The sequence below is a fragment of the Amycolatopsis sp. cg13 genome, from assembly GCF_041346965.1.
In the GTDB taxonomy this organism is placed as follows: domain Bacteria; phylum Actinomycetota; class Actinomycetes; order Mycobacteriales; family Pseudonocardiaceae; genus Amycolatopsis.
In genome coordinates, this window is sequence record NZ_CP166848.1 from 7,772,136 (window position 1) to 7,794,678 (window position 22,543).

Genomic DNA, 22,543 nt, shown 5'->3' on the forward strand with positions numbered 1-22,543 from the left:
AGCGCCGGCCGCAGACGGCCAGGCTTCAGGCGCGAAGCGGGCATAGGCCAGCGCAAAAGCGCCTACCTCGACGGAGGCAGACCGCAGAAGCCCAGCTTCGCAAGGCGAGCCGGTCAGCGCACGCCAAAGAAGCCCGGGAAAACGGGCGAAAGAAACAGTGCAGGTCAGGCGCGCGCGACCGGCGGAGTGGCCGACGCGCCGGCTGTCACACCGGGGCGGCTCGCTTCGTCGGGCTTGCGGTCTTCGACCTCTTTGGGGAGCTGCTTGCTCGGCGGCAGCGCCGGTTTGGCGGGCTGTTCGGGAGCCTTCTCCGCAGCAGGCTTCGCAGCGGCAGCGGGAGCAGCAGCCGAGGCGGCGGCCGCGGTCGACGCAGGAGCCTCAGCCTTGCCGGAATCCGCGGCGGCAGCCTTCGCTCCGCCGGACGGCGGGATTTCCAGCGGCTCGATCTCCGGCAGCGTCAGGCGGGCGGCCATGTACGCGCTGGTGAACTCCAGTGCGTTGCCGTTCAGCAGGTGCACGACCGTGGGACGCTCGTTCGGGGCGAGCTTCTCCACGAGCTGGTCGGCCCGGTCGCGGGCGGCGATGATGCCCGGCGCCTTGCCGGTCAGCTCCTTGCCGCGGCCGCTCACGGTGATCGTCCAGTCGTCGTTGTCGTGCTTGTAAGTCGCCGTGATCGTTTCCACCACTGCCTCACCCCTCTCGTCATCAGCATGCGTCACAGGTCGAGACCCGGCCACCGCAAACTCATGACGCGATTCCTGCTTGCCGGCCGCTGGCGCGACACTCAGTGTGTCTTTCTACCGTGTCATCGATACCGCAAGAAAACTCTGTGTCACAAGTAACGGGACGAGATGTGCGCTGAGTGACGACCGAATGGCCTAATGCACGGTCATCTTCACGTGCAAGCTAGATCGCACGCTGTGACAACCCGGCCCACAGCAGATCCATCGCGTACTCGGTCGCCTTCTCCGGGGTCACCTCCGGGAAGCGCTCGCACCAGATCGCCAGCCGCTCGCAGGCTCCGACCACGAACTCGGCCGAGGCTTCGGCGCGCAGGGTGTCCTCGCTGTCGAAGTAGCCGCTCATCAACGCGGTGATCAGATCGGTCTGCTGGCGGCGGGTTTCCTCGATCTCGTCCGCGGCGGGGGTGCCGATCAGGGCCATCTCGTGGCGCAGCAGCGACCAGGCCTGGCGGCGCTCGCGGATGAAGACGAAGAACGCCAGCAGTCCGCGCCGCAGCGCCTCCTGCGCGGAGTCCGCGCCGACGATCGACTGCTCGGTAGCCTCCTGCAGCGCCGCCCGCGATTGCCGGATGCAGGCCAGCAGCAGGCCCTCTTTCGAGTTGAAGTACTCGTACAGCATCGGCTTGGACACGCCGACCAGTTCCGCGATCTCGTCCATCGACGCCATGGCGTAGCCGCGCTCGCCGAAGACCTGCTCGGCGACCTCGATCATCTGCCGTTCCCGCTCGGCTCGGGGCATGCGCTTGCGCTTGGCGGTGGTCATGGCGCACACTCTACCGCCAGTAACCTACTCCGAGTAAGCTGGACTTCGGGTAACAGTTAACGGGAGGACGCATGGGCAACCGCACCGAGACCGGCGTGATCGTGGTCGGCACCGGGTTCTCCGGGCTCGGCATGGCGATTCAGCTGCGCAAGGACGGCCGCGACGACTTCGTGGTTCTCGAGAAGGCCGAGGACGTCGGCGGGACCTGGCGGGACAACAGCTACCCCGGTTGCGCGTGCGACATCCCGTCGCACATGTACTCCTTCTCCTTCGAACAGAACCCCGGCTGGTCGCGCGCGTACTCGCCGCAGCCGGAGATCTACGAGTACATGCGCGGCGTCGCCGACAAGTACGACCTGCGCCGCTTCATCCGCTTCGGCCAGGAGATGACCGGCGCGCGCTGGGACGCCGAGGAGAACCGCTGGCACGTCAGCACCCGCGGCGGCGACGAGTTCGTGGCTCCGGCGCTCGTCGCGGGCGTCGGCGCGCTGCACCGGCCGATGATCCCGGACCTGCCGGGCATCGAACGGTTCAAGGGCCGCGCGTTCCACTCCGCCGAGTGGGAGCACGACTTCGACTTCGCCGGCAAACGCGTCGCGGTGGTCGGCACCGGGGCCAGCGCGGTCCAGTTCGTGCCGAAGATCGCGCCGGAAGTCGCCGAGCTGACGCTGTTCCAGCGCACGCCGCCGTGGGTGATGCCGAAGGCCGACCGCGACATGCCGGGCTGGCTGCGCGGGCTGTTCCGCGCGGTGCCGCCGGTGCAGCGGCTGTACCGGAATTTCCTTTACTGGACGCTGGAAGCGCGCGCGATCGGCTTCAACGGCCAGCCGTGGATCATGAAGATCGGGCAGCGGCTCGCGAAGAGCAACATCGACCGCGCGGTGTCGGATCCGGAGCTGCGCGCCAAGCTGACCCCGGACTACACCATGGGCTGCAAGCGCGTGCTCATCTCGAACGACTACTACCCGGCGCTGGCCCGCGACAACGTCGACGTGGTCACCGACGGCGTGGCCGAGGTGCGCGAGCACAGCGTCGTCGACAACGCGGGCGTCGAGCACGAGGTGGACGCGATCGTCTACGGCACCGGGTTCCACGTGACCGACGCGTTCGACAGCCTGGAGATCGTCGGCCGCGACGGACGGAATCTCGCGAAGGAGTGGGCGAGCGAGGGGATGCGGACGCATCTCGGGATCACCGTCAACGGCTTCCCGAACCTGTTCTTCCTGCTCGGCCCGAACACCGGGCTCGGCCACAACTCGGTGGTCTTCATGATCGAGGCGCAGATTTCCTATATCGCGCAGGCGTTGCGGCTCGCGGGCGACCGGGCGCTGGACCCGCGCGAGGAGGTGCAGGAGCGGTTCAACGCCGAGATGCAACGGAAACTCGACAAGGGGATCTGGACCCAGGGCGGCTGCAAGAGCTGGTATCTGGACGCCAAGGGTGTGAACCGGACGCTGTGGCCGGGATTCACCTGGCGGTACTGGCTGGACACCCGGACGGTGCGGCGGGAGGACTACGAGCTGCTCGGGTGATCTGGCACGAGGGGGACTTTCGCGACGGGGGATGGCGTCGCGAGGGTCCCCCTCGTGGTCTCTTCGGCAGTCCACAGTGGACCTGCCTGGTACGAGGGGAACCTTCGCGGCAGGGGAGGAGTCGCGAAAGTTCCCCTCGTAGTACTTGGGGGCAGCATTCAGCAGGGAGCGGTCGCTCCACAGTGGACGCAGGACAGGCAGCGTTGTCGTTGAGCGGGAAAGGACCTGCGCGGACGAGTGCGCGCGGAGGTTGAGCAGAACGAGGGGGACTTTCGCGGCAGGGGAGGAGTCGCGAAGGGTCCCCCTCGTGGTCTGTGGTCAGGCAGGAGCGAGCTTGCGCAGGTGCGAAACCAGCTCAGCCGTCGGAAGGCCGCAGAGTTCGGCCATTCGCTCCAATGCGGCGAAGTCGAACGAAACCTCGTCGGTCGACGAGCTCGCCGAAGCGGGCTGTCCCGAAGCCGCGGGAGCGGAAGGGCTTGGCGTGCTTGAGGATCCGGGTACCGCGACAGGCGGCCGGGCGGCGGCACTCGCGCGCGCGGGCGAGCCCGGCATCGCGACTCCGTTCTGCCGCAACCGTCCTTCGGCCCAGCGCCGCAGCGGAGTCAGCTCCGGACCGGCCTCCGCGACGACGCGGCGCAGGTCAACGCGGACCCGGCCCGGTTCCTCGGTGAAGACCCGGCTGTGCACCTTCGCCAGCAAATCCTGCGGAAGCTCGTCCATCGCCACGCACAGTTCGACCAGGCGCACCACGGAACACTGCCGGGTGCCCAGTTCGTACGTCGCCAGTGTCTGCAGCGAGATTTCGCTCTGCAGATGCGCGTTCAGCTCTTTGCGCGTCCATCCCCGGCCACGCCTGAGCTTGCGCAGCTCGTCTCCCAGCACCCGCTGGTAGTGCTCAGCGTCGATCACGGCCCCTGCCCCTCAACCAACTTCGCGGACGCGGGCTTGCGTCCCGATGGTGAAAGTGCCGAAGCGGCCGCTCATTACGCGGGTTTCCGGAATATTTTCTACTTGCCCCGAATGGAGCAACGCGTCAGTTGACGCAGGGCACGCCGTCAGCGGTGATCGGCTGGTCGTCGCTTCCCGGACCCGAGGGGGTGGCCGGGGGCGCGGCCTGCTGCTGCGCCGGAGGTGCTTGCGCCGCACCGGTTCCGCTCGAAGCGCCAGCGGACGGCTGGTAGTCCGAACCGAGGAACACCTTCACGTGGCCCTTGGGCACGCTCTTGTCTTCCTGCACCGTCGCCTTGGTCCCGAGCGCGTCGGCGACCGCCTGCCCGGCTGCCTCGCCGCCGCTGGGGACCCAGATCACAGTCGTCTTCCGCGAGGAGGCGTTGTCCGTGTCGCCGGCGGTGAAGCCCTTGTCCACCAGTTGCTTCGACACGGTCGCCGCGAGACCGGTGCGATCCGAGGCGTTGCGCACGTCGACCGTCGTGTCCTTATGCGACTCGTCCGGCTTCTGCTGCTGTTGTGCCGGCGCGCCGTCGGCTCCGGCCTGCGGACCGGCGAGCCCCTGCACGAACGCCTTCACCTTCGCCGGGTCGACCTTGACCGCGACGCCGTCGTTCGGCGTGCGGTACTCGACGTTGTCGACCGGGATGGTGCGGAACTCGAGCTGCCCGCCGGTGAGTCCCTTCATCTGCTGGGCGAAGCTGAAGATGTCCCAGTTCTGGTTCAGCACCACGGACTTCTTGATCGCGTCGACCAGCGCGTTGAGCTTGGACGGATCGGTCAGCGTTCCCGCGGACAGGATCTTGCGCGCCATGCCCGCCATGAACACCTGCTGGCGCACCACCCGGTCGAGGTCGCCGCGCGGCAGCCCGTGCCGCTGCCGGACGAACTCCAGCGCTTCCACGCCGGCGATGGTGTGCTGGCCCTTGGTGAAGTTCGCGCCGGAGTAGTCGTCGTCGACGTTGTTCTTCAGGCACACGTCGACGCCGCCGACCGCCTTCGTGATGTCGCTGAAGCCGAGCAGGTTGATCGCCGCGTAGTTGTCGATCGTGGACCCGGTCAGGTTCTGGATCGTCGCGATGAGCAGCTTCGCCCCGGCCTGGTTGGCCTTGACGTCGAGTTCCTTCGGATCGGTGACGCCTTGCGCCTGCAGGTCCTTGCGGGCCTGCAGCATCGCCCTGGCATACGCCGAGTTGATCTTGTGCTTGCCGTAGCCGGGGATGTCCACGTACGAGTCGCGCGGCAGCGACAGCGCGACGGCCTTGCTGCCGTCGTTCGGGATGTGCACGAGGATCAGCGTGTCGGTGTTCAGTTCGCCGTCCGATTCGCCCGCGCGCAGCTGGGCGAGCAGTTCCGGCGACAGCGGGTTGCCCTGGGCGTCGGTGCGGCTGTCGAGGCCGACCAGGAGGATGTCGCGCGCGCCGTCGGCCGGCTTGTCGCCGCCCGCGCCGTCGCCGATCACGTCGGAGTAGCTCAGCCCGTTGACCAGCCCCTGCAGCGACGCCCACGCGTATCCGGTGAGCCCCATGACCAGCAGCGACACCACGGCGAGAGCGATTTTCGCGCCGCGCATCCCGCCGCGGCGGGACCGGCCGGACGGACGGCGCGGCGGCGGTCCTGGACGACGAGACGGACCCTGCGGTTCGCGTCGCGAGCGGGCCGGTGGCCCGGGCCGCCGCGCCGGTCCCCGGCCGGGCTGGTCCTGCCACGAGCGGGCGGGGCGGCGATCGCCTTGCCCGTTCCGAGGCGGGTAGTCCACGCGGTCGGCTCCTTCTCGTCGTTCTGGTCGTCCGCTTCTGAAGACGCATGGTGCCGGGCGGGGGTTGCGAAGGATTCGCACCTCCCCCGGGCGGTGTGGCGTGCACCACCCATCGTCCGGTATCCGAAGCATTTTCGCCCGGTCGGCGGTACGCGTGTCGCGGGTCAGGGCGCGGCGGCGGCTGGCCTTCTCGCCGGCACCATGCACGTACCCGCTCCGACCAGCGCGAATACCGCGGTGAGGATGTGCAGGACAACGACTGCCGAGCCGTGCGTCTCGCCGCCCGCGGCGGCCACGAGCGACGGCACACAGGTCAAGGCGGCGGCGAACCACGTCGCGGCCGAGGTCGCCGCTGCGCCGGTTCGCACCGCGTGCAGCAGCAGGACGCCGAGGAGCAGATGCACGAGGCTCTGGACCGGGTCGAGCCGCAAGCCGAGCACGTCGGCGTCCGCGGCTTCAGCGCCGAACCGGGCCAGCGCGAGACCGAACACGCCGAGCGTCGCGTAGCCGATGCCCAGCGCGGCGGCCGCGCGAGTGAGCAGCACCGGACGGCGGCCGGTCGGGGTGTACGGAAGGGGCGCGACTGGTGCTTCCGTGCTGGCCTTGCCCGGATGCCGCTCGAACCACCAAAAGACCAGCGCCGCGGGCACGAGCAGCAGCGCCACTGCGGCGAGCATGCGCGGACGCAGCAGCCAGCTCAGGCCGTTCGCGATCGGTCCTGGCAGGTAGACCACGGCGACGAGCAGCAGCATCGCGGCGAGGAAGGCCAGATACAGGCTCATCGGGGCGCGCAGCATGAGCGCGGCGGTGCGGGTGACGCGGTCGCGTGCGGCCCAGCGCCGCAGCGGTGTCGCGAGGAGCCCGAGGAGGCCGAGTTGCGAGACGCCCAGCAGCAGCACGGTCCACGGCCGCGCGGACAACGCGGCGGGCGCGCCCGGGTTGCCGAGCAGTACCGGCGAAGCGTCGAAGGCGAACACTGCGACCGCGAGAGCCGCGACGCCGCTTACGGCCGCTACGCCGAGCACCGCGCGGCGAAGGCGGACGCCCTCCGCGTACGCGAACGCCACCTGTTGCGCGAGGAGCGCCAAGGCGAGCGTGGCGGCGTAGCGCGGCCAGGAGACGTCCGTCCAGCTGGCGGCGAGTTCTCCGGCTACGACGACAGCGGTCAGCGCTGCGACCGACCACAGCCGCGTACGGCGGTAGAGCGCGAGCAGCATCGGCGCGCCGACGACGGTCAGCAGGTAGACACCGAGCAGCCACAACGGGTGCAGCGCGATCCGCATGACCGTGGCGTTGGTTCCGGCGGGGATGCCCAGCAGCTCCAGCGCGAGCGGCACGATCAGGGCGACCACGGCGAAGATCAACGCCGGGCGCAGCAGCGGGCTGGACCGTTCGGCCAGGTAATGCCGGTAGCCGCGGTCGCGTTCGGCCCGCCAGCCCGCCGCGTTGGCGAGCCCGCCCGCGAAGAAGAGCAGCGGGGTCAGCTGCGCGAGCCAGGTCAGCGGCCACCAGGTGGTTTCCGGCGCGCCCGCCCAGTCGGCCAGCGCGGTCGCCGATTCGCCGACCATCAGCAGCACCGCGCCGGCGATGCCGAGCACCGCCCACGGCCGAGGGACGCCGCGGGGCAGGCGCGGACGCGGGGTGGTGCGGCGGGCGGTGTGCCAGCCGCGCAGGCGCATCACGAGCAGGCAGCCGATCACCAGCACGCCGGCGACCATCGGGCCGATCGGGTCGCCGACCGGCGGGCCCCAGCGCTGATGCCACGAGTTGACCACCAGCCCGCTGGTGAACACCGACGCGACCAGCTGGCAGGTGCGCTCGGAGTTCATCGGGTTCAGCTCGCAGGTGCGGTGCATGTCCTGCTCGAGCCGGTCGTCGAGCGACGCCCGGGCGGACTGGTCGAGCGGGTGGCCCTTGTCGTTGGCGTAGCGGAGCAGGTCGTAGCCGAGGTCGTGCGCCTTGCACGGGACGGAGAAGTCCCACTTCGTGTTGTCGTCGCCCCACGGTGCCGAGCAGCCGCCGTCGAGGTGCGCCGCGCGGACGGTGCCGTCGCGGGCGGGGAGCGGGCCGGGCTTCACGCCGGTGACCGCGGTGAAGTCCTTGGGCAGGAGCGCCAGCGCGGTGGCCTGGCCGTCGGGGTGGGCGAGCGCTTCGACCGCGTTGCGCGCCGCGAGCACGTCGCCGGTCGGCGGGCCCTGGTCGGGCGGGGACGCGGGCCGCGAGGCGATCAGGCCGAACCCGAACACCACGAGCAGGACGAGCAGCAGCCAGCCGGACGTCGACCAGGGTCGGCGAACGCGAACGGCGGCCGGGGCACGGTCGTCGGTGGCTGGCATGCGCACCAGGGTGCCAGCCCGCCGCGCGATCCGGGAGGCGGCTGTCCCCCTCACCCGCGCGGGGGGTAACCCCCGGGTGCGGCGGATCGCTCTGGGCGCACCGGACGCCACGGTGGGTGCAGGCGACGCGTCCACCGTGGCGTCGCGATGGGCGCGTGCGTGGCTCCTGGGGAGGTCCGTGAAGGGCTCCTTGCGGGAATCAGATTCCCGCAAGGAGCCCTTCACGGACCGCTGCGGGGAGATACGCGGCCCAGCCAGTGTTCGACGTCGCCGTAGCGGGGCTGCTGGGAAGACCCCAATGTGGCGTTGGGTGCATGCGACGCACCCAATGTGGCGTTCGGTGCGTCAGATGCACCCAACGCCACATTGGGGCGGTTCTGGCCGGGGCGAGGCGGGCGGGGTGCGGGACCGTCGCGGCTCGGGAGGTTCGGTCCGGGATAGACGCCAGCAGCGGCCGGGTCCGGGGGAGCCGTGCGGGTCGGGGATGGACGGGGAGCGGTGCGGGCCAGGGATGGAGGGTGCTGCGGTTGAGTACGGGGCGGCCGCGAGTGAGTCCGATCCGGCCCCGAGGGATTTTCGGGCTTCGGCCAACTGGGTTCGCCCGGCCCGGCGGCTTTCGTTCCTTCCCGAAAACCGGCAGTCGCGGTTCGCGGTCCGGCGGGCAATTAACCCGGCGGCCCAATGCGGCGGCGGAACGGGGTGCGCGCCGTTGCGCACAGTTGCTGAATCGGTTTCGCGATTAATCGCAAAGAGTGCCGGTGATCGGAATTGTTGATCACTTCGGAGGCAGATTCGCGTCCGCGAAGCGCACCTGGTTCCGGCCGCCTTCCTTCGCGGTGTAGACGGCCGCGTCGGCGGCTTGCAGCAACTGTTCCAGTGTCGTTCCGTTCACCCCGAGCAATGAAACGCCGATCGACCCGGTGCGGCCGGTGATCAATGCCGAACCGCCGCGTTTGTCGGTCGTCACGATGCGCTGATCGGCGATTGCGGTACGGATCCGTTCCGCGGTCACCTTCGCCGCCGTGGTGTCCGCATCGGGCAGCAGGATCAGGAACTCCTCGCCGCCGAAGCGGCCGATGATGTCCTTGGGACGCGTTATCTCGTCGAGAGTTTGCGCCACCGTGCGGAGCACGTCGTCGCCCGCCGGATGGCCGTACGTGTCGTTGATCCACTTGAAGTGGTCGAGGTCGATCATCAGCAGCGCAAGGGTTTCCCCGCCGCGCGCGGCCCTCGCCAGCGCGCGTTCCGCGGACTCCGACCACCCGCGCACGTTGAAGATCCCGGTTTTCGGATCGGTGCGCGCTTCGGACTGCAGTTGGTTGATTTCCGCCAGCCGGTTGCCCAGCACCGTGATGAGCACGAGGATCACGATCGCCGGCGGGATGTTCACGAGCAGGATCGTCGCGATGGTGCCGAGGCTGATCGTCGACAGCTCCAGCAGGTTGTCGTCCTTGGTGCCCAATACGTTGCGCAGGGTGGGCGCGGACGTGCCGCCGAGCGCGAGCAGCCCGCCGATCACGATCGCCTGCAGCGCCGCGTAACTGAACCCGACGAGCATCAGGATCCCGAAGACCTGCAACGAGTTCGCGGGCGAAAGCCGGGCCAGCTCGGCGGACGCGAAAGTCTGGTACAGGTGGTGCGCCAGCAGTGCTGACACCGCATGCGTGAACGAGGTGAACACGAACTTGTGCGGCGGCCGCCGGGAGTTGAACCACCGCTGGACGCGCAGGAGCGCGATCAGCAGCAGCGTCAGCGGGATCGGCAGCAGCAGCGCGGCCGGGAACACCCAGATGCCGGTCAGGTCGATGTGGACGGCGGTGACCCGGTTGCGCCGCCGTTCCTCTTGCCTTCGGGTGAGCTGGATGTGCACCGTCGCGCAGCCGGCGAGGATCGCGAACCGGCCCCAGTCCACGAGATCCGGGCTCGGCGACGTCACCACGCCGAAGGTCAGCAGCGCCACCGCGATCGCGTCCCAGGCGAGCAGGAACGCGATCATCCGGCGCGGTTTCGTCCAGAGATCCCAGGAGTGAATGGGGTTCCCGGCGATCAATGCGCGCAGCCTTCCCGCGCCGCCGTTGGCGGCGGGCGGTTCCTCCCCGGGGCCGCGGCCTTCACCGCGCGCCGGTTCGGTTCCGGGCATCGGGCCGTGCCTCCTCGGGTGTCGGATGCGGTTCCCGGACGGTTCCCGGTTCTGCGCCGTTATCAGTTGCCGGTATCATCTCACTCACCGACTTCGAACGCTGTATTCGGTCGTAGTCTCCGAACCCGGAGACGCCTTCCGCGACAACTGCTGCATCCATGAAGTAAATTGCGGAGGAGCGTCCCCGCCGTCCCCCCGAGTGAGGTGTTTTCCCGTGCGCGACCGCGAAGCGTGAATCGAGCTGTTGTCATTTTCCGATGAATTGTCAGCGAGCGGAGGTGAGCAGCTGTGCGTGACCGTGAAGCGTGAGTTCCGTGACCGATCCACGACGGATTCGTGACAATGCGAACGGAGGTGTGTTCCGTGCGTGACCGTGAAGCGTGAAACGACTTCCCGTCCGGCGTACCCGGACCCATTCGGCCGGTGCCTCGACCCCGGCCACAGATTCATCCAGCAACCCACGATCAGGCCCCGGCCGCGACCGCGTGCCGCACCCGGGTCCACGAGAACGCGGTGGGGATCGCCAGAGCCACGCCGGCCAGCCCGGCCAGTGCGATGGCGGTGACGGCAGAGCCGGTCGCCTGTGCGACCACCCCGCCGAGAGCCACCCCGATGCCTTGCGCCACGCGCAGCCCCGTGCGGTAGAGCCCGCCGGCCCCGCCGCGCAGTTCGTTCGGCACCCAGGTGGAGAACGTCGCGGTCACGGTGATGATGTAGGCGCCCATCGCACCGGCGAGCGCGAGCAGCACCAGCGCGACCACCAGATTCGGCTGCAGCAGGAACAGCGCGAGCAAGGCCAGCGACGTCGTCGCCAGCACTCCGAGCAGCCGCTGCCGGACCTCGGCGGACGCGAATTTCGACAGCAGATAGGCCCCGGCGACGAAGCCGAGCGGGTCGGCGGCGAGCAGCCAGCCGACCGCCGCGGACGGCGCGTTCAGCTGCTGGGCCAGCGGCGCGGCCAGCCCTTCGGGCACCACGGCCAGCCCCACGAGCCACGACAATGCGATCAGCACCCGCAGTTTGCGCTGCCCGAACACCCAGCGCGTCGCGGAGAACCAGGTGCTGTGGTCGCCGCCGGCAGCGGGCCGGTTGTGCACCCACACCCGCACGATCACCGCGGCCACCGCGAAACTCACCGCGTCGATCGCCAGCGCCCACGACGTGCCCACGGCCGTCACCAGCACGCCGCCGCCGGCCAGACCGAGCAGCTGCACCGTGTTGGTGGTGATCCCGCGCAGGTCTTGGCTGCGCAGGTACAGATGGTCGTCGGTGAACACCTCGCGGGTGATCGCGTTCTGCGCCGCGTTCGCGGGCGACGCGGCGAGCTGAACCGCGACGAGCAGCAGGCACAGCGCGGCCAGCGGCATTCCGGGCAGGCTCATCAACCCGACGAGCACGGCCTGGGCGGCGGCACTCACGCTCAGCACGGCCCGCCGCGGGTAGCGGTCGGCGAGGAAGGACAGCCCGAGCCCGCCGGCGAGCGCGGGCAGGAAAGTCAGCGCGTAGACGACCGCGGCCCACAGCGCGGAACCGGTGCGGTGGTAGACGAGGATGGACAGCGCCACCTTCGCCAGCTGGTCGCCCGCGCTCGAGATGGCCTCCGCCGCCCAGAGCACGCGATACTCGACATTCCGCAGCGGCGCCGTCAGCCGAGAGGTCGCTTCGGTCGTCACGAGATGACCACTGCCCCCTCCCCGATCGAGTGAATGCGAGTGTCCCGCATTCTGCCTTCGCCTGTTTCGCTCCTGGCCAGGAGTGTCACTGCTCCGGTCAGGGCATGCACCCTCAGTATGCCGCCGATCACACCAGGGTGAACAGCCGGGAAGAATCCGGTGGCCGGAACGGGGAGCCGTTCGGACTGACCTGCCGCGGGGTACCCGTAGCACTGATCAGCTTTCCTCGTTCGGCGCAGCGCGACCACCGTTCGTCGCGATCGTCCGGTGCGACTGGGCCGAACGGCCCAACACTGGGAGAGACCCGGCGGAGCGGACGTCCTCGCGCCGGGCGCACCAGCGGGGAGTGAGCGTGGACAGACTGTTGCAGGACAAGGCCGTGGTGGTGACCGGGGCCGGGCGCGGGCTCGGGGAGGCGTTCGCCGTGCACGTCGCGCGCGCGGGCGGGGCCGTGGTGGTCAACGACGTGGACGCCGGACTGGCCGAACGCACCGCGGCGGCGATCCGCGAACACGGCGGGCGCGCGGTCGCGAACGGGCACAGCGTGGCCGACCCGGCGCAGGCGCAGGCGATCGTCGACCAGTGTGTCGCCGAGTTCGGCCGGATCGACGGCCTGGTCAACAACGCGGGGCTCAACTACGAGGCGCTGCCGTGGGAGGACGACGCGGAACAGGCCCGCCAGCTGGTCGAGGTGAACGTGCTCGGCGTGATGTACACCGGGCTCGCCGCGATCCGCGCGATGGTCGGCGCGGGCGGCGGCGGGTCGATCGTGAACATTTCTTCCGGCGCGTCGCTCGGGCAGCGCAAGCTCGGGGTGTACTCGGCGAGCAAGGGCGCGGTCGCGTCGCTGACCTACTCGTGGGCACTGGACCTCGACGATTCCGGGATCCGGGTGAACGCGGTGTGCCCGGTGGCGCACACCCGGATGGTCTGGAAATCCGAGCGGGCGCTGCGCGCGTGCCCGCCGGAGCGGACGCCGGCGAAGATCGCGCCGCTCGTGCTGTTCCTGCTCGGCAAGGGATCGCACGGCATCACCGGGCAGATGATCCGGTGCAACGGCCCGCAGCTGCACGTGATGGGGCAGCCGTACCTGAAGCAGCCGATCCTGGAGCGCCCGGACTGGGACACCGAGACCGTGCAGCAGGCGTTCGACGAGGTGTTCTCCGCCCACCTGGAGAACTACGGACTGGAAAAGCGCGTGCCGCCGCGGCTGCGCAAGTGGACCCGGCAGGCCTCGTGAGTGGCGATCACGGTTAGAACCGTGATCGCCGCTCACGAGACCCGAAGCCACGTACGGGGCAGGCATGCGGCGGTCGCGTCGCCCTGGTCAGGTGTCGTGAGTGGCGATGCCGGTTAGAACCGTGATCGCCGCTCACGAGGAGTAGAGCGAGGCGATGTCGGAGCCGTAGCGGTCGTTGATCACCCGGCGCTTGAGCTTGAGCGTCGGGGTCAGTTCGCCGGTTTCGGGTGTCCACGCGGTGGTGATGACGTGGTACTTCTTGATCTGCTCGGCCCGCGCCAGCCTGCTGTTCGCTGATTCGACGGCCCGGGCGATCTCCGCCTGGACCGCCTCGTGCGCGGCGAGTGCGTCGATCCCCTCTGCTTCGACGCCGTTGGCCGCTGCCCAGCCGGGCGCGATCTCGTCGTCGAGCACGATCAGCGCGGTCACGTACGGCCGCGCGTCGCCGATCGCGACCGCTTGGCCGATCAGCGGGTGCTCCTTCAGCAGGCCCTCGATCCGGGTCGGCGCGATGTTCTTGCCGCTCGAGGTGATGATCAGTTCCTTCTTGCGGTCGGTGATCGTGACGTATCCGTCGTCGTCGATCGTGCCGATGTCGCCGGTGGCGAACCAGCCGTCGGCGTCGGTGGCCGGTTCGATCGTGCCGTCCGGCTGCAGGTAGCCGAGGAAGACGATCGGGCCGCGGACGAGCAGTTCGCCGTCCTCGCCGGTCTTCACCTCGACGCCGTCGATCGGGCGGCCGACGGTGCCCGCGCGGAACGCGTCGGCGCTGTTCGCGGTCGCCGCGCCGGTGGTCTCGGACAGGCCCCAGACCTCGCGGATCTCGACGCCCAGCCCGGCCAGGAAGTACAGCACTTCCAGCGGCAGCGCGGCCGCGCCGCTGGACGCGATGTGCAGCTGGTCGAGCCCGAGCAGCCCGCGCACCGGCGCTAGCACGGTCTCGTCGGTCTTCGCGATGCGCTCGGCGAGATCGGCGGGCAGCTCCTCGCCCGCGCTGCGGAGTTTGTAGCCCTCTTGCAGGAGTTCGTTCGCCGAAATGAGCGCCTCGCGCCGGTCCTCGGGCACGCCGGCGAGCATGTTCTTCAGGCCCGCCACCATCTTTTCCCACACCCGCGGCACGCCGAAGAAGCTCTGCGGGTGCACTTGGCCGAGCGCCGCGACCACGCCGGACGGATCGCCGACGGTGTGCACGTGACCCGCCGCGACGATCGGCAGGTAAATCGACAGCTCGCGTTCGGCGATGTGCGCCAGCGGCAGGTACGCGATGTTCGTCGGGTGCATCGGGGCCTTGTGCAGCGTGTGCACGGCGATGCCCTCGTGGATCGCGTTGCGGTGCGACAGCACGACGCCCTTGGGGTCGCCGGTGGTGCCGGAGGTGTAGATCATCGCGAGCGGGTCGTCCGGGCGGATCGCCTGCCACGCTTGATCGAATGCCTCGGGGCCGGCGGCGAGCGCGGTGCGGCCGGCTTCGCGCACCGCGGAGTACGCGACGAAGCGGTCGTCGCCGTCCGGGATCGCGGTTTCGTCGATGACCACCACGCGGCGCAGCGCCGGCAGATCGTCGAGCACCGGCAGCCAGCGGGACAGCTCGTCGGTGCCGGCGAGGACCACGACGGGGGCGGCGCTGTGCCGGGCGACGTAGCGGATCTGCTCCGGGCTGAGCGTCGCGTACGCCGTGCACGGGATGGCCGCCAGGTGCACGGCGGCGAGGTCGGCGATCAGGTGGTCCGGCGAACTCGGGGCCATGATCAGCATCCGGTCGCCCGCGGCGAGGCCGAGCCCGGCGAGCCCGCGGGACACCTCGGCGATCGCGGTCCGGAACTCGCTCCAGGTGAGCGTCGGACGGCCTTCGAGATCGAGCGAGGTGAGCGCGGGCCGATCCCCGTACTCGACGGCATTGCGCCGCAGCAGCGACGGGATCGTCTGGCCCTCGGCTTGTTCGGCGATCGACTGGGTCAACGCTGACCTCCTCCGGTGGTGCCTGGTCAGGTCACTGTAGGTCGTCGAAGCGGCGGCCGATAGAGAATCCCGGCCAGCCTCGGCGCTCGATAGACCGGCCCGCCTCCTGTTAGAAAGAGGGCGAACCGGGACCCGAGGAGCGTCGATGACCGAATCCGCTGTGCGCGGCCAGAGCCTTGCCGACGAGGCGGCCGCGCTCGACGCCGCCGACCCGCTCGCCGCGAAACGCGCGGAGTTCGACCTTGACCCGGAAGTCGCCTACTTCGACGGGAATTCTCTTGGCGCGCCGCCGAAACACGTCGCGGAGCGGTTGACCGAGGTGGTCCGCGAGCAGTGGGGGCGGCGGCTGATCCGGTCGTGGACCGAGGGCTGGTGGGAAGCACCGCAGCGGGTCGGCGAGCGGATCGCGCCGTTGGTCGGGGCCGCCGCCGGACAGGTCGTGGTGGCGGATTCGACGAGCGTGGACCTGTTCAAGGCGCTCGTCGCGGCGGTGCGGGCGAACCCCGGCCGCGGCGAGGTGCTGGTCGACGCGGCGACCTTTCCGACCGACGGCTACGTCGCCGACCAGGCGGCCCGGCTCACCGGGCACACTGTGCGGCGCGTGCCGGTGGCGGAGCTGCCGGACGCGGTGAGCGAGCGGACGGCCGCGGTGCTCGTGAATCACGTCGACTACGTCAGCGGGCGGCTGCACGACATGCCGTCGGTCACCGAGGCCGTGCACGCGGCGGGCGCGCTCGCGGTGTGGGATCTCTGCCACAGCGTCGGCGCGATTCCGGTTCAGCTCGACGCGTGCGACGTCGATTTCGCGGTGGGATGTACGTACAAATTCCTCAACGGCGGACCGGGTTCGCCCGCGTTCATCTATGTGGCACAGCGGCATCAGGCGGAATTCGATCAGCCGCTCGCCGGATGGGCCGGGCACGCGGATCCGTTCGGAATGGAACCGGGATACCGCGGCAGCGCGGGGATCGCGCGCGCCCGGGCAGGCACTCCGGACATCCTGTCGATGCTGGCGCTCGACGCCGCGCTGGACGTCTGGGACGACGTCGACCTTTCCGTATTGCGCGCGAAAGGCTTGGCACTGGGCGATTTCTTCTTCCGGTGTGCGGACGAACTGCTGCCGGGAGCCGACATTCCGACGCCGCGCGAACACGTTCGGGGACACCAGGTTTCGGTGCGCGACGCGGGCGGGCAGCAGACGATGGACGCGCTGCACGAACGCGGCGTGCTCGGCGATTTCCGGCCGCCGGACGTGCTGCGCTTCGGGCTGGCTCCGCTGTACACGACTTACGCCGAGGTGCTGCGGGCGGTCACGGTGCTGCGCGAGGTGCGCTGAAAAGAATTCGCGCAATATCCGCGCGGATTCGCCGGGATCCGGCCGGATTCGCGGGACCTGGGTGAACAATCGGTGTCCTGCTCGCCCCTTTGGGTGATCGACGGGCGCGCCGCGCGCTGCCCGGCGGGTATGCTCGGTGCCTGTTTTTTCGCGGGCCGGAGCCGATCGGGGAGCGGCGCCGCCGGGCGAATCCGGGGCGGAAGGGGCCGAAATGATCGACACCCGCGGTCGGGAAGTGCCGCTCTCGTATGTCGTGACCCTGCTCGTCGGCGTGGCGCTCGGCTTCGTGCTCGCCCGGTTCGGCGACTTCATCGGACGCTATCCGGTCGAATCGACGCTGGTAGCGGTGCTGATCGCGTCCGTGGCCGTGCTGGCCTGGGCGTGCCGGGAGATGCTGCACGATCTGCTCCGCCGAGAGCCTCCGGCGGTCGCGGCGGAAACGGAACCGGCGCCGGGGCCGCGGCTTTCCGCGCACCGGCCGCCGAATGGCGTCCGGCGCTGAATTCCGGAAATCGATCTCGGTTTTCCGTTCGATTCCGCCGCTGATGCGGAAATGCGCATAAGTTTCCGGTGAGTTTTCGCGGGCACCGGGTCGTGACCGACCTCACGCGCGGGAGCCCGGCGGAGCGCGGCGCGGCGGGTGCGACCAAGGTCACGTCCGGTGGTGATCAGTTTTCCAAGCACCGCAGTGGGTTACTAGCAGGTAACAAGAGGATGACGGCAACGCGGGTCCGGACTTGACTCGCCCGTCCGGGTTGCTTACCGTCGTCGCGGGCAACGCAGACCACGGTGAACTGTGATCCGGCTGGTCGGACCGGTGCAACGAAAACACCGAGGACCCGAATACCACAGCAGTGCCGGAAGGAAAACGGATCACGGTGAAGCAGAATTCCGGGCGAAAGGGCCGCGGCTCCTCGATTCGCTCTCGCGTGCTCGCGATCGCGTTGATTCCTAGCGTGGCGTTGCTGATCGTCGGTATCGCGCTCGCCGGATACCTGATTTTCGACGCGACGCAGGCGCGGAGTTACGCGCAGAAGATTCGCGGTTCGGAAGGTCCCGGCATTCCGTTCCTGCTCGCCGCGGAACAGGAACGCCAGCTGTCGATGAGCGTGCTGGCCGGACAGGACGCCGCGCGTGCCGCGCTGCTGGCGACCCGGCCGAAGACGGACGCGTCCGCCGCGCAGATCACCTCGGTGCTGCAGGGCAACTTCGCGAGCGACTCGAACGTGCCCGCGAGCGTCAAGCAGAACATCGCCACGTTCGCCGCGCTGGAAGCGAAACTGCCGCAGCTGCGCCAGCAGGTCGACTCCGGCCAGGTGCCGCGGCTCGAGGTTTTTTCCTTCTACAACCAGATCATCGACCAGTTCACCCAGGGCGTCGCCGGGCTCGCGCAGGCCGCCCGCGGCGCGGACAACGCGTACGCCCGGCTGTCCGCGATCCCGATTTTCAACGCCGCCGAGGAAATGCAGCGCAGCGATGCGCTGGCGTCGGCCGGGCTCGCCGCGGGCGGGCTGTCCGGCGACGAGCAGCGCGCGTACCTCGGCCAGATCGGCGCGTACCACGCGCAGCTCGAACAGTCGGTGCCGCAGATGGTGCCCGAGGTGCGGGCGAACTACGACAAGCTCGTCTCGAGTCCCGCGTGGACGACCGTGACGCAGGTCGAGAACGCCTTGCTGTCCGGCGCGAAACAGCTTCCGGTGCCGCTGGAGCAGTGGCGGACCGACGCCAAGCAGGTCGCCACCACGCTGATGACGATGTTCGCCGCGCAGAGCGCGCACGCGACCAACGCGGCGATCACCGACGCCGACGACACGCTGCGCAACTCGATCATCGCGGGCGCGGCGGCGGTGCTCTTCGCGCTCGCCGTGGTGCTGATCGCGCTGCGGCTGTCGAACCGCTTCATCTCCCGGCTCGCCCGGCTGCGCGAGGACACCCTCGACGCGGCCGAGGTGCGGCTGCCGGAACTCGTCGGCCGCGTGCGGGCGGGCGAACCGGTCGACCTCGACGAGGGCGGGCACCTGCTCGACCACGGCACGGACGAGATCGGCGAGGTGGCCGAGGCGTTCAACCTGGCGCAGCAGTCCGCGCTCGCCGCCGCGGTCGAGGAAGCCAAGACCCGGCAAGGCACCAAGGCGGTGTTCCTCAACATCGCGCACCGCAGCCAGGTCATCGTGCACCGGCAGCTGAAGGTGCTGGACGCGGCCGAGCGCAAGCAGGAGGACCCGGACCAGCTGGACACGCTGTTCCGGCTCGACCACCTCTCCACCCGCGCGCGGCGCAACGCGGAGAACCTGATCATCCTCGGCGGCGGCCAGCCCGGACGGCAGTGGCGCAATCCGGTGTCGCTGGTGGAACTCGTCCGCGGCGCGGCGGCCGAAACCGAGCACTTCGCGCGGGTCAAGACGGCGAAGCTGCCGGAGGTCGCGGTGCGCGGTCCGGTCGTCGGAGACCTCGTGCACCTGCTCGCCGAGCTGATCGACAACGCGACGTCGTTCTCGCCGCCGGAATCGCGCGTCGAACTGCGCGGCAACGTCGTCGGCAAGGGCGTCGTGATCGAGGTCGAGGACCAGGGCCTCGGCATCGAGCAGGACCAGGCCGACGAGTTCAACGCGATGCTCGCCGACCCGCCGGACTTCGGGATCATGGCGCTGTCCGACGAACCGCGGCTGGGCCTGTTCGTGGTCGCGCGGCTGGCGTCGCGGCACGGGATCTCGGTGCATCTGCGCGAATCCGCGTACGGCGGAACCCGGGCGATCGTGTTGGTGCGCAAGGATTTGCTCGCGCCGATCAGCGAGACGGAGCCCTCGGACACCGAGGCGTCTTCGGAAGAGGACGGGACGCCGGAGCTTTCCCGGCTCGCGGTGGAGCCGTCGCGGCCCGCGCCGGAACCGCAGCGACCGGAACTGCCGCAACGGAAAGCGGCTCGCCCGGAACCGGCGCAAGCGGAACTGCCGCAGCCGTCGCGGGGCACGCCGGAACCCCGCGTCGCGCCCGAGCCTCGGGTCGCGCCGGAGCAACAGCGGCCGGAGTTGCCGACCCGCCGCGCGATGCGTCCGGTCGCCGAGGCGCCGCCGGTCCGCCCGCCGCAAACCCGTCCGCAGCACGAGCAGCGTCCGCCCGCGGACAACGGCCGTGCGCCGCGTCCGGCGGTCGAGAACGGCCGCGCCGCGCCGCCGCGTCCGCCTGGTCGTCCGCCGCTTCCGCAGCGGCGGCGGCAGCAGAACCTGGTTCCGCAGTTGCGCAGTGACCGGCCGGCGCCGGAATCCGACGACGTCCGCGAGGATTCGCCGGAGCAGGCCCGGTCCCGGCTCAGCGCGTTCCAGCAGGGCACCCGGCGGGCCCGCGAGGCCGATCCCGGGCACGACAACAGGTACGGAGATCGCGACTGATGGCGAACAACGGAGTCAACGAGCTCGACTGGCTGCTCGACGACCTCGTGCAGCGGGTCGCCGGCGCGGACCGCGCGGTGGTGCTGTCCGCGGACGGGTTGCTCATCGGCCGGTCGGGCACCCTGTCCGAGGCGGACGCGGAGCACCTGTCCGCGGTCGCGTCGGCGTTCCAGAGCCTCGCCCGCGGCACCGGACGGCACTTCGGCGGCGGCAACGTGCGGCAGACGATGGTCGAGATGGACCACGCGTTCCTGTTCGTCACCGCGGCCGGCCGGGGCGCCTGCCTCGCGCTGCTGGCCGGGGTCGACGCGGACATGGGGCTCGTCGCCTACGAGATGAACCTGATGGTCAAGCGGGTCGGCGCGGTGCTCACCGCGGCGCCGCGGGCCGGAGCGGTCCAGCGGACCTCGCCATGATGGCTCAGGGCCGCGAGTCCTGGTACGAGGACGAGGCCGGTCCGCTGGTGCGGTCCTACGCCGTCACCGGCGGGCGGACCCGGTCCGACACGCGCGGGCTCGACCTCATCACGCTCGTCGTCGCGCTGCGCACCGCGAGCGAGACGCCCGGCCTCGAACCGGAGTACTCGCGCATTCTTTCCCTGTGCCAGCGCCCGGTTTCGGTCGCCGAGGTGGCGGCTCGCGTCGACCTGCCGCTGCCCGTGGTGAAGGTGCTGCTGAGCGATTTGATAGAACGCAACCTCGTGCTCTTCCGCACCGCGACGCCGGTGACCGACGCCCCCAGCCCCCACGTACTCCAGGCGGTTCTCGATGGCATCCGGAAACTCTGAGCCCCGCCGGTCGCTCACCGCGCAGGCGGTGAAGGTGCTCGTCGCGGGCGGCTTCGGAGTCGGCAAGACGACCCTGGTCGGTTCGGTCAGCGAGGTGCCGCCGCTGCGCACCGAAGAGGTGATCACCGCCGCGTCCGAGGGCGTGGACGACCTGTCCGGCGTCGAGGGCAAAACCACCACGACGGTCGCGCTCGACTTCGGCCGGATCACCATCAACCCCGAGCTGATCCTGTACCTGTTCGGGACGCCGGGCCAGGACCGGTTCTGGTTCATGTGGGACGAACTGGCCGACGGCGCGCTCGGCGCGGTGGTGCTGGCGGACACGCGGCGGCTCGAATCTTGTTTCCCCGCAGTGGATTTCTTCGAGCAGCGCGGGTTGCCGTTCGTGGTCGGGGTGAACTGCTTCGACGACGCTTACCGGTACGGGACCGAGGAAGTCCGCGGTGCGCTGGATCTCGATCCGCAGGTGCCGTTGCTGTTGTGCGACGCGCGGGAGCGGGATTCGACCAAGCAGGTGCTGACGGTGTTGATGGAGCACGCGCTCGGGCGGGCGATGCTGGTGAGCGGCAACCCCGGATAGGTTTCCGGGATTGCCGCGCACGAGGTCTTTCAGCGGCGGCGCAGGTTGTCCAGGGCTGCCGCCCCCGGCCCCACCACGGCGATGGCCAGGAAGATCCAGGCGAACAGGGCGGCGGGTTCGCCCATGTTGTGCAGGGGGAGCAGGCCTTCCGGGGCGTGCACGGTGAAGTAGGCGTAGGCCATCACGCCGGAGAGCACGGTCGCGGAGATGCGGGTGAAGAGGCCGGCGAAGACCAGGATCGCGCCGATGACCTCGATCAGGCTGGCCCAGTAGCCCGGCCACTGGCCGAAGGGGAGCGCGCCGCCCGCGTTGTCGATGCCGCCGAAGAGGCCGAAGCCCATCAGGCCGTGGCAGAGGAAGAGGAACGACACCACGGCGCGGAAGAGGGCCAGGACGGTGGGCCGGGCTCGGTCTGCCAGGGACTTCTTGCCTTCGGCGGCGGCGGTGGTCTCGACGGTCTTGATGGTCTTCGGGGCGGTGGTGGTGGTCATCGTGGGGTCCTTCCCGGAGTGGCTGTTGGGTGCCTTCTGCCTATGCGTCGAACGGGGTTGGCGTGGATCGACACATCGCCGGGAAGTTTTTTCTGTGGGGGTGTTTGGGCAGGTCAGGTGGGGACTGGCAGGGTGGGGGGATGGTGGTCAGGCGTAGTGCTGGGGTGTTGGTTTTTCGGCGGGGCGCGGCGGGGGTCGAGGTGTTGCTCGCGCATATGGGCGGGCCGTTTTGGGCTAAGAAGGATCTGGCTGCTTGGTCGTTGCCCAAGGGGGAGATCGAGGAGGGGGAAGCGGCTGAGGTTGCTGCTCGGCGGGAGTTCGCTGAGGAATTGGGGGTGCCGGTGCCTGCTGGGGAATGGGTTGCGCTGGGGGAGGTTCGGCAGTCCGGGAAGGTCGTGACTGCTTGGGCTGTGGAGGGGGAGCTTGATCCGGCTCAGGTGGTGCCTGGGGTTTTTGAGATGGAGTGGCCGCCTCGGTCTGGGCGGACGCAGGAGTTTCCTGAGGTGGATCGGGTGGAGTGGTTTTCTCTCGAGGTGGCTCGGGAGAAGCTGGTCAAAGGGCAGCGGGGGTTTTTGGATCGGCTTGCCGAGTTGGGGTGAGGTTCGGCTCGTCGCCTGGCGGCGACATCGCTTGGTGGTTGCGTGGGGCACCCCGAAGCTTGAGTGTGCTGACGGTCTGGGGGTGCTTGTCAAGGCGGGAAAGATGCCTTGACAAGCACCCCCAGACCGCAGGGACGCTTCGTATCGGGGTGCGGGGGAGGGGCTGGGTGTCTCGATTGTTGGGTGCACGGGTGCGGTTGGGTGGTGGGGCGCACGGCTGGGTGCCTCGATCGTTGGGTGCTTCGGCTGCGGTTCGCTGGGTGGTGGG

General features: G+C 69.8%; 18 protein-coding genes. 9 read left to right on the plus strand and 9 right to left on the minus strand.

Annotation, left to right across the window (positions count from 1 at the left end; translation table 11 throughout):
- Positions 1-164: 164 nt before the first annotated feature.
- Both AB5I40_RS36610 and AB5I40_RS36615 read right to left on the minus strand, forming a co-directional pair.
- Positions 165-686 carry a hypothetical protein gene (locus AB5I40_RS36610; protein ID WP_370934733.1) on the minus strand — a complete coding sequence of 174 codons (522 nt, stop codon included), beginning with the start codon at positions 684-686 and terminating at the stop codon, positions 165-167.
- Between the two features lie 220 nt (positions 687-906).
- A complete protein-coding gene (locus AB5I40_RS36615; RefSeq protein WP_370934734.1) occupies positions 907-1,506 on the minus strand; it encodes a TetR/AcrR family transcriptional regulator in 600 nt (199 codons plus the stop codon).
- Positions 1,507-1,577: 71 nt separating this feature from the next.
- Here AB5I40_RS36615 and AB5I40_RS36620 point away from each other — a divergent pair, with 71 nt between their 5' ends.
- Positions 1,578-3,038 carry a flavin-containing monooxygenase gene (locus tag AB5I40_RS36620; RefSeq protein ID WP_370934735.1) on the plus strand — a complete coding sequence of 487 codons (1,461 nt, stop codon included), beginning with the start codon at positions 1,578-1,580 and terminating at the stop codon, positions 3,036-3,038.
- A 318-nt stretch (positions 3,039-3,356) separates the two neighbouring features.
- Here the strand turns inward: AB5I40_RS36620 and AB5I40_RS36625 are convergent, their stop codons facing one another.
- The 5 genes from AB5I40_RS36625 to AB5I40_RS36645 all read right to left on the minus strand — a co-directional run bounded on the left by AB5I40_RS36625 (position 3,357) and on the right by AB5I40_RS36645 (position 11,894).
- Positions 3,357-3,947: a helix-turn-helix domain-containing protein gene (locus AB5I40_RS36625; RefSeq protein WP_370934736.1), complete on the minus strand. Its 591-nt coding sequence runs from the start codon at positions 3,945-3,947 to the stop codon at positions 3,357-3,359.
- Between the two features lie 124 nt (positions 3,948-4,071).
- Positions 4,072-5,745 carry an LCP family protein gene (locus AB5I40_RS36630; protein ID WP_370934737.1) on the minus strand — a complete coding sequence of 558 codons (1,674 nt, stop codon included), beginning with the start codon at positions 5,743-5,745 and terminating at the stop codon, positions 4,072-4,074.
- 164 nt (positions 5,746-5,909) lie between these two features.
- A complete protein-coding gene (locus AB5I40_RS36635; protein WP_370934738.1) occupies positions 5,910-8,081 on the minus strand; it encodes a phospholipase A2 in 2,172 nt (723 codons plus the stop codon).
- Positions 8,082-8,856: 775 nt separating this feature from the next.
- Positions 8,857-10,221, minus strand: a complete 1,365-nt coding sequence (locus tag AB5I40_RS36640) for a GGDEF domain-containing protein (RefSeq protein ID WP_370934739.1) — start codon at positions 10,219-10,221, stop codon at positions 8,857-8,859.
- Positions 10,222-10,685: 464 nt separating this feature from the next.
- Complete coding sequence (locus AB5I40_RS36645; protein WP_370934740.1) at positions 10,686-11,894, minus strand: MFS transporter; 1,209 nt, start codon at positions 11,892-11,894, stop codon at positions 10,686-10,688.
- Between the two features lie 352 nt (positions 11,895-12,246).
- On the opposite strand from AB5I40_RS36645, the gene AB5I40_RS36650 reads away from it, so the two are divergent.
- Positions 12,247-13,134, plus strand: a complete 888-nt coding sequence (locus AB5I40_RS36650) for an SDR family NAD(P)-dependent oxidoreductase (RefSeq protein WP_370934741.1) — start codon at positions 12,247-12,249, stop codon at positions 13,132-13,134.
- A gap of 132 nt (positions 13,135-13,266) precedes the next feature.
- Here AB5I40_RS36650 and AB5I40_RS36655 read toward each other — a convergent pair whose 3' ends face one another.
- Positions 13,267-15,093 (minus strand): long-chain fatty acid--CoA ligase, encoded by a 1,827-nt coding sequence (locus AB5I40_RS36655; RefSeq protein ID WP_370934742.1) that lies wholly within the window; start codon positions 15,091-15,093, stop codon positions 13,267-13,269.
- A gap of 145 nt (positions 15,094-15,238) precedes the next feature.
- Between AB5I40_RS36655 and kynU the strand changes: the two genes are divergently transcribed.
- From kynU to AB5I40_RS36685, 6 genes are all read left to right on the plus strand, one after another.
- A complete protein-coding gene (kynU, locus tag AB5I40_RS36660) occupies positions 15,239-16,429 on the plus strand; it encodes a kynureninase (protein ID WP_370934743.1) in 1,191 nt (396 codons plus the stop codon).
- A 211-nt stretch (positions 16,430-16,640) separates the two neighbouring features.
- Positions 16,641-16,931, plus strand: coding sequence for a hypothetical protein (locus AB5I40_RS36665; RefSeq protein ID WP_370934744.1), 291 nt, complete (start codon positions 16,641-16,643; stop codon positions 16,929-16,931).
- A gap of 376 nt (positions 16,932-17,307) precedes the next feature.
- Positions 17,308-19,818 carry a nitrate- and nitrite sensing domain-containing protein gene (locus AB5I40_RS36670; protein WP_370934745.1) on the plus strand — a complete coding sequence of 837 codons (2,511 nt, stop codon included), beginning with the start codon at positions 17,308-17,310 and terminating at the stop codon, positions 19,816-19,818.
- Positions 19,818-20,234, plus strand: coding sequence for a roadblock/LC7 domain-containing protein (locus AB5I40_RS36675; protein WP_067580331.1), 417 nt, complete (start codon positions 19,818-19,820; stop codon positions 20,232-20,234). Before AB5I40_RS36670 ends, AB5I40_RS36675 begins: the two co-directional genes overlap by 1 nt.
- Complete coding sequence (locus tag AB5I40_RS36680; RefSeq protein ID WP_344271717.1) at positions 20,234-20,605, plus strand: DUF742 domain-containing protein; 372 nt, start codon at positions 20,234-20,236, stop codon at positions 20,603-20,605. The genes AB5I40_RS36675 and AB5I40_RS36680 overlap by 1 nt, the downstream gene beginning before the upstream one ends.
- On the plus strand, positions 20,586-21,185 hold the full coding sequence (locus AB5I40_RS36685; RefSeq protein ID WP_370934746.1) for an ATP/GTP-binding protein: 600 nt from the start codon (positions 20,586-20,588) through the stop codon (positions 21,183-21,185). Before AB5I40_RS36680 ends, AB5I40_RS36685 begins: the two co-directional genes overlap by 20 nt.
- 29 nt (positions 21,186-21,214) lie before the next feature.
- Here AB5I40_RS36685 and AB5I40_RS36690 read toward each other — a convergent pair whose 3' ends face one another.
- A complete protein-coding gene (locus AB5I40_RS36690) occupies positions 21,215-21,676 on the minus strand; it encodes a DoxX family protein (protein ID WP_370934747.1) in 462 nt (153 codons plus the stop codon).
- Positions 21,677-21,816: 140 nt separating this feature from the next.
- Here AB5I40_RS36690 and AB5I40_RS36695 point away from each other — a divergent pair, with 140 nt between their 5' ends.
- Positions 21,817-22,275 carry an NUDIX domain-containing protein gene (locus AB5I40_RS36695; protein ID WP_370934748.1) on the plus strand — a complete coding sequence of 153 codons (459 nt, stop codon included), beginning with the start codon at positions 21,817-21,819 and terminating at the stop codon, positions 22,273-22,275.
- Positions 22,276-22,543: the final 268 nt, after the last annotated feature.